This window comes from Intestinibacter sp. (genome assembly GCF_034113885.1).
Lineage (GTDB): Bacteria > Bacillota > Clostridia > Peptostreptococcales > Peptostreptococcaceae > Intestinibacter.
Genome location: NZ_JAXEWM010000170.1, coordinates 1 through 7754, shown reverse-complemented (window position 1 = coordinate 7754; position 7754 = coordinate 1). Strand labels below are relative to the sequence as shown.

Genomic DNA, 7754 nt, shown 5'->3' with positions numbered 1-7754 from the left:
TTCAAGATTTTTCATTTGAAAATATCGACAAGTTTTCAACTGCAGGTCTAATTACAAGGCTTACTACTGATATAACAAATGTACAAAATGCATATCAGATGATTTGGAGAATGTGTGTAAGGGCGCCGCTTATGCTGATATTTGCTATGATTATGTCTGTTTTAATAAATAGGACTTTAGCATTAGTATTTCTAGGAGCGATAATATTTTTAGGAGTAGTTCTTTTTTTAATAACTACAAATGTTTATCCTAAGTTTATGAGTGTTTTTAAGAAATACGACAATTTAAATGCTAGCGTTCAAGAAAATTTAACTGGAATAAGAACAGTAAAATCTTCAGTTAGAGAGGATTTTGAGATAAATAAATTTAAAAAAGCTTCTTTAAATGTGAAAAATAAATTCGTAGATGCAGAAAAGATATTAGTATTAAACGCACCTGTAATGCAGTTTACTATGTATACATGTATTTTACTTTTATCATGGCTTGGAGCTAAAATGATAGTTTCAGCTACAATGACTACAGGTCAGCTTATGAGTTTATTTACGTATGCTATTCAAATACTTATGAGCTTGATGATGATATCTATGGTTTTTGTAATGATAACTATGGCAAAATCATCTGCAGATAGAATATTTGAGGTTTTAGAAGAAAAGAGCACTATAACAAATCCCAAAAATCCAATCACAGAAGTAAAGGATGGATCTATAGTATTTGAAAATGTAGATTTTTCTTATGCAGGAGATGAAAATAAGTTAAACCTACAAAATGTAAATCTAGAAATAAAATCAGGTGAAACAGTAGGAATCCTAGGAGGAACAGGTAGTGCGAAATCTACTTTAGTTCAATTAATACCGAGACTTTACGATGTTACAAAAGGAAGTATAAAGGTCGGCGGAGTAGATGTAAGAGATTACGATACTGAAAGCCTTAGAAATGAAGTTTCTATGGTTTTACAGAAAAATGTACTGTTCTCTGGTACTATTAAGGAAAATCTAAGATGGGGAGATAAAAATGCCACAGATGAAGAGATAGTAGATGCATGTAAAAAATCTTGTGCACATGAATTTATAAAGACATTCCCAGATGGATACGACACTTATATAGAACAAGGTGGAACTAATGTATCTGGAGGCCAAAAGCAAAGATTATGTATCGCAAGAGCGCTTCTTAAAAAGCCTAAAATATTAATTTTAGACGACTCTACAAGTGCAGTAGATACTAAGACAGATGCCATAATTAGAGATGCTCTAAAAAACGATATATCATCTACAACTAAAATTATAATAGCTCAACGTATATCATCTATTGAAGATAGCGATAAGATAATAGTTTTAGATGATGGAAAAATAGATGCAATAGGAACACATGATGAATTAAAAGTAAATAATTCTATATATAGAGAGGTTTATGAATCACAAATGAAGGGAGCTGATGACAATGAGTAGAGGATTAGATAAAAAAGACAAAAGACCAAACGCTCCTAAAGGTAATCCTATGAAGACTTTAAAGAGGATAATGGATTATATATTTAAGGAATATAAATTTTTATTCTTTATAGTATTAATAACTATATTTATAAGTTCAATCGTTTCTGTTATAGGAAATGTATTTTTGAAAAGCTTAATAGATGACTATATAGTGCCTCTTGTAGGAAGTACTAGTCCTAACTTTATACCGTTATTAAAGGCATTAGGTATAATGGCTGTAATTTTCTATACAGGTGCAATATCATCATATATATATAGTAGACTTATGGTAAATATATCTCAAGGAACGTTAAAAAACATACGTGATGATTTATTTGAACATATGGAAAAGCTTCCAATTAAGTACTTTGATACAAATGCTCATGGAGATATTATGAGTATTTATACAAATGATACAGATACTTTAAGACAGATGATAAGTCAAAGTATACCTCAGCTTATATCTTCAGTAATAACTATAGTAGGGACTTTGATATCTATGATAGTAATAAGTCCAATACTTACAGTTTTAGTTTTATTGATGGTAGCTGTTATGTATAGAGTTATGAAGGTTGTAGGTGGTAAAAGCTCTCATTACTTCATAAATCAACAAAGGGACTTAGGTGCAGTCAATGGATATATTGAAGAGATGATGGAGGGGCAAAAGGTCGTTAAAGTATTCTGCCATGAGGAAGAATCAAATAGTAAGTTTAACGAGTTAAATGATAAATTATTTGAAAGTGCAGATAATGCCAATAGCTTTGCAAATATGCTTATGCCTATAATGGGAAATATAGGTAATATAAGCTATGTTTTAATGGTTGCTGTTGGAGCAGTATTAGCTATAAGTGGTGTAGGTGGTCTTACTTTAGGTGGATTAGCCTCTTTCCTACAACTTACTAGAAGCTTTAATATGCCGGTAACTCAAGTATCTCAACAATTTAATTCTATAATAATGGCTCTTGCTGGAGCAGGTAGAATATTTACTCTTATAGACCAAGAACCAGAGGTAGACAATGGATATGTAACCTTAGTAAATGCCATAGAAGAAAACGGAGAAATCAAAGAAGTAAAAGAGCGTACAGGAATTTGGGCATGGAAGCATCCTCATAAAGCAGAAGGCACTGTGACATATACTAAGCTAAGTGGAGATGTAGTATTTGACGGTGTAGACTTCGGTTATAATGATGATAAGATAGTTCTGCACGATATAAGACTTTATGCTAAGCCAGGTCAAAAGGTGGCCTTCGTAGGAGCTACAGGTGCAGGGAAGACTACAATTACAAACTTAATAAATAGATTTTACGATATACAAGATGGAAAAATCAGATACGATGGAATTAATATAAACAAAATCAAAAAAGACGATTTAAGAAGGTCATTAGGCATAGTACTTCAAGATACGCATTTATTTACTGGAACTGTAATGGAAAATATAAGATATGGAAAATTAGATGCAACTGATGAAGAAGTAATAAATGCTGCCAAGCTTGCAAATGCCCACGGATTTATATCTCATCTAAAGGATGGATATAATACTGTTTTAACTGGAGATGGAAGCAACCTATCTCAAGGTCAAAGACAGCTTTTATCTATAGCTAGAACTGCTATATCAGATCCACCAGTACTTATACTAGACGAAGCGACATCTAGTATAGATACTAGAACAGAAAAAATAGTTCAAGATGGTATGGATAAATTGATGGAGGGAAGAACAGTATTTGTAATAGCGCATAGATTATCTACAATAAAAAACTCCGACGTCATAATGGTATTAGATCAAGGAAGAATAATCGAACGTGGAAGCCACGATGAGTTAATCCAAAAACGAGGAAAATACTATCAATTATATACTGGAGCCTTTGAATTAGAATAGTATACGAGAAATACACTTAATTTTAGTGGATAAAACTAAAGCTAAGTGTATTTTTTTGTTCAAATTTAAAATATATTCAAAAATATTGAAATAAAAAAATCGAATTTGTATTTATATGTATATTTTTTTAGAAATTTTTTTAAAGGAAGATTTATTGGAAATAAATAATTCTTTAATTGAGGCTATGCATGGATGTTTAAACTGTGGAGGTTGCGATATGAGTGAAAAAATAAAGAGTTTTAAAGCATATAAAAGAAGGAAAAAGAATAAAAATAAAAGAGGTGTACTATTGATTGTCTTAATAGCTGCAATAGGGATTGGCAATTTATGCATTTATGAGCTTTCTTCGAGCTTAAAATACGATATATATTACCTGGAAAAGGATTTAAAAAAGAAGAAAAATAAATTAGAAGCTCTGGAGGTAGAAAATATAGGCGACAAAAGCTCCAATAAATTAGAAGAGGATGCGAGCTCAAAATTGGATATGATTTATCCAACAGAATATCAAAAAAGATATATTTATGTAGATGATTAAAGGAGGTTGGAATGAAAAAAATAAGGATTAAAAGTAAAAAAAGACTAGTATTAGTTCTTATTTGTGCCTGTAGCTTGTTTTTGATATTGATAATCAGAACGTGCTATTTGCAGCTGATAAAGGGCGAGTGGCTCAGTACTAAGGCTTCAGAGCAGCAGACAAGAGAAATTCCAATAGAGGCAAAAAGAGGAACTATTTACGACAAAAATATGAAGGAATTAGCTGTAAGTGTTACTAAATACACTATTTGGTGCAAGCCCGTTGAGGTTAAGGACAAAGAAGAGACAGCGAAGAAAATTGCTAGTATAGTAAAGGAAAAGGATTATGAAGAAATTCTAAAATTGGTATCAAAGACAGATCAAGCACTAGTTAGAATACAAAGATGGGTAGACGACGATATAGCAGACAAAATACAAAGCCAGTCTTTATCTGGTATATGGGTATCAGAGGATCCTAAGAGATATTATCCATATGGAAATTTCGCATCATATGTTCTAGGTCACACTTCAGCAGATGGCTCCGGAGTCAGTGGAATTGAATTAAAATACGATAGCAAATTACACGGAGAAGAAGGAAAGCTTATAGTAAGTACAGACGCATCTGGTAGAGAAATCAACCAAGGTGTAGAGCAGTATTACGAGCCTACACAGGGAAATGGATTAGTGTTGACTATAGATGAAGTAATTCAAAGCTATGCAGAAAAAGCAGCGCAGAGAGCCTACGAATTAAACAATGCTAAAAGAGTTAAGATAATCGCTATGGATCCAAAGACAGGAGATATTTTAGCTATGGCATCAAAACCAGATTACGATCCAAACACACCTACAAAGGCAATATATCCTTATTTTGAAGATTTACTAGAAAGCTACGACGACGATAAAAAAATAAACGCCTATTATGAAATGTGGAGAAATACCCTTATAAGTGATACCTATGAACCGGGATCTACATTTAAATTGATAACATCGACAGCATCGGTTGAAGAAAATGTAATCAAGCCAAATGAACATTTTACATGCACAGGTAGCGTAAATGTAGAGGGACAAAAAATAAAATGCTGGAGATCTTACAGACCTCATGGAAGCGAGACATTTGAACAAGCAGTACAAAATTCATGTAACCCAGTTTTTGTGGAATTGGGAAGGAGATTGGGAGTTAGTAAATTATACGATTATATAGAAGGATTTGGGCTTACGAGTAAGACAGGTATAGATTTAGTAGGAGAGGCAAACAGTATACTATATAAGGAAAAAGACGTTGGACCTGTAGAATTAGCGACTATTTCTTTTGGTCAATCTATATCGGTAACTCCTATACAGCTAATCACAGCCGTCTCTGCTATTGCAAACGATGGGAATCTTATGCAGCCTAGGCTTGTAAAGGCATATACAGATAACGAAGGTAATATAACAGAAGAAATTGAACCAAAAACTGTGAGACAGGTCGTTTCCAAGGATACATCGAAAAAAATGCTAGAAGTCATGAACTCTGTTGTAACAGATGGAGGAGGTAAAATAGCTTACTTACCTGGATATAGACTTGGAGGAAAAACAGGAACAGCCCAAAAGGTTATAGACGGAAAATACGCACAAGGAAAATACATTTGCTCATTTGTGGGTGTAGCTCCATGTGATGATCCTCAAATAGTAGTACTTGCGATAGTAGACGAGCCTACAGATGTAGTCGCATTTGGTTCAACTACAGCTGGACCTATTATAAAGGAAGTTATGAGTCAGAGCTTAGAATATTTAGGTATTAAAAAGGTCTATACAGAAGAAGAAAAATCAGAAAATGAGAAAAAACAGGTTGAAATTCCAGATGTGAGAAATTTAACTATAAAGGAGGCTACTAAAATATTAGAAGAAAATAATCTAGAATCAAATTTAGATACAGATATAGAGGTAGATGATAAAGCTATTGTCACAGATATGTTTCCAAAGCCCGGCATCAAAGTAAATGAAGGGTCTAGCATATCTCTATACTTTAAGCATTGACGATAAAAAAACCACATTATAAAACTCTGAATATTTAATTTCATATGCATTATTAAAAAATAATACATAAAATGTTTATAAAATAAGACTTACTATTATAAATATCTTCAAAAATAAATCAATTTGGTATATAATTATTAAGATTGGAGATGTAGATAATATTATATAGTCATCAAAAGAAAAACTTTAATTTTAAAAAGGAATATTTAGCATAAAAAAAGTTAATAATTGCAAATGAGAAATATTAAATTAAAAAGATGAAACAACAGGGAGAGGAGTTTTAAATAATGTTAGGAATTACAGAACTTACGTATACAGCAATGATTGGTTTTTTAATAGTAATAATACTTGGACCAATATTTATACCAATGCTTGCTAGATTTAAATTTGGTCAAACGGTCAGAGATGAAGGACCTCAATCACACTTAGCTAAAAATGGAACACCTACAATGGGTGGAATAATGATGATAGTGGCTATATTAATTACAGGGCTTACGAGAGCTAATATAAGCCAAAGTCTAATAGTAGGCTTAATTTGCATAGTTGGATTTGGATTTGTAGGATTTTTAGATGACTTTATAAAAATAAAAATGAAAAGATCTTTAGGACTTAAAGCTTATCAAAAGATAATACTACAATTTGCTCTTGCTTTATATGTCGCCTATTATCAATATAGTGCATCACCAAGTGCTACACAGCTTATGATACCATTTACAGATTATGTAATAAATTTAGGAATATTGTATATTCCATTTATGATGATATTTATAATAGGAACTGTAAATGCAGTAAATTTAACAGATGGACTTGATGGTTTAGCATCAGGAGTTACTTTAATAGTATCTACTTTCTTTATGATATTTGCAGTATCACTATCTAATTCTGATGTTGCAATACTTGCTGCTGCAACAGCTGGTGCTTGCCTAGGATTTTTAGCATTCAATTCATATCCTGCTAAGGTATTTATGGGAGATACAGGCTCTATGGCATTAGGTGGAGCAGTAGTTGCTTTTGCTACTCTTACTAATTCACCACTTTTAATAGTAATAGTAGGATTTATATACTTAGCAGAAGCTCTATCTGTTATGCTACAAGTAAGTTATTTCAAATTAACACATGGAAAGAGAATATTTAAAATGGCACCACTTCACCACCATTTTGAACAATGTGGATGGCCAGAAACAAGAGTTGTATTCATATTCTGGATTGCAACTATAGTTTTATGTTGGATAGGTGTTTTAGCAGTATTTTAAGTAAGTGATGGGGGTAAAGAAAATGGATTTAAAAGGAAAGAATGTATTGCTTATAGGTTTAGCAAAAACTGGTATATCAACTATCAAATTATTGGATAAATTAGAAGCTAATATAACAGTTAACGATATAAAAACAGAAGAAAAATTATCAGATATATTAAATGAATTAAAAGACATAAAAAACGCAAAATATATACTTGGATATCATCCAGAGGAAGTATCACATATTGATTTAGCTGTAGTGTCTCCAGGAGTACCTCTTGATTTACCTTTTATAAAAAAATTATATTCAAGTGATATAGAAGTAATTGGAGAAGTAGAATTAGCGTATAGATTACTAGATAACCCTACATTTGTCGGTATAACAGGTACAAATGGAAAGACAACAACTACATCTTTAGTAGGTGAAATATTTAAAGCTGCCAAAGAAGACACTTATGTAGTTGGTAATATAGGTAAACCAGTAATAGAAACTGTCGGAGTGGCAGATAAAAAATCTGTATTAGTTACAGAGCTTAGTAGTTTCCAATTGGAAAGTATAGTAGATTTTAAACCGAGGGTAAGTATGATACTTAATCTTTCACCAGACCATTTAAATAGACACCATACTATGGAAAATTATATAATGGC

General features: G+C 32.0%; 6 protein-coding genes. All 6 read left to right on the top strand.

What is annotated here, in order from left to right:
* Window positions 1–1445 (top strand): ABC transporter ATP-binding protein (locus tag SPD90_RS10840; RefSeq protein WP_320925232.1); only part of this gene is annotated, 1445 nt, incomplete at its 5' end.
* Window positions 1438–3342, top strand: a complete 1905-nt coding sequence (locus tag SPD90_RS10835) for an ABC transporter ATP-binding protein (RefSeq protein ID WP_320925231.1) — start codon at window positions 1438–1440, stop codon at window positions 3340–3342. The genes SPD90_RS10840 and SPD90_RS10835, both read left to right, overlap by 8 nt.
* Before the next feature lie 217 nt (window positions 3343–3559).
* On the top strand, window positions 3560–3877 hold the full coding sequence (locus SPD90_RS10830) for a hypothetical protein (protein ID WP_320925230.1): 318 nt from the start codon (window positions 3560–3562) through the stop codon (window positions 3875–3877).
* An 11-nt stretch (window positions 3878–3888) separates the two neighbouring features.
* Entirely contained in the window at window positions 3889–5871 is a 1983-nt protein-coding gene (locus tag SPD90_RS10825) for a stage V sporulation protein D (protein ID WP_320925229.1), read from the top strand.
* A 284-nt stretch (window positions 5872–6155) separates the two neighbouring features.
* Entirely contained in the window at window positions 6156–7124 is a 969-nt protein-coding gene (mraY, locus tag SPD90_RS10820; RefSeq protein ID WP_320925233.1) for a phospho-N-acetylmuramoyl-pentapeptide-transferase, read from the top strand.
* A 22-nt stretch (window positions 7125–7146) separates the two neighbouring features.
* Window positions 7147–7754 (top strand): Mur ligase family protein (locus SPD90_RS10815; RefSeq protein WP_320925228.1); only part of this gene is annotated, 608 nt, incomplete at its 3' end.

Bases quoted from the DNA above. Each gene is read 5' to 3' on its own strand.
- SPD90_RS10835 (WP_320925231.1), top strand. From the start codon at position 1,438: ATGAGTAGAGGATTAGATAAAAAAGACAAAAGACCAAACGCTCCTAAA.
- SPD90_RS10830 (WP_320925230.1), top strand. From the start codon at position 3,560: ATGAGTGAAAAAATAAAGAGTTTTAAAGCATATAAAAGAAGGAAAAAG.
- SPD90_RS10825 (WP_320925229.1), top strand. From the start codon at position 3,889: ATGAAAAAAATAAGGATTAAAAGTAAAAAAAGACTAGTATTAGTTCTT.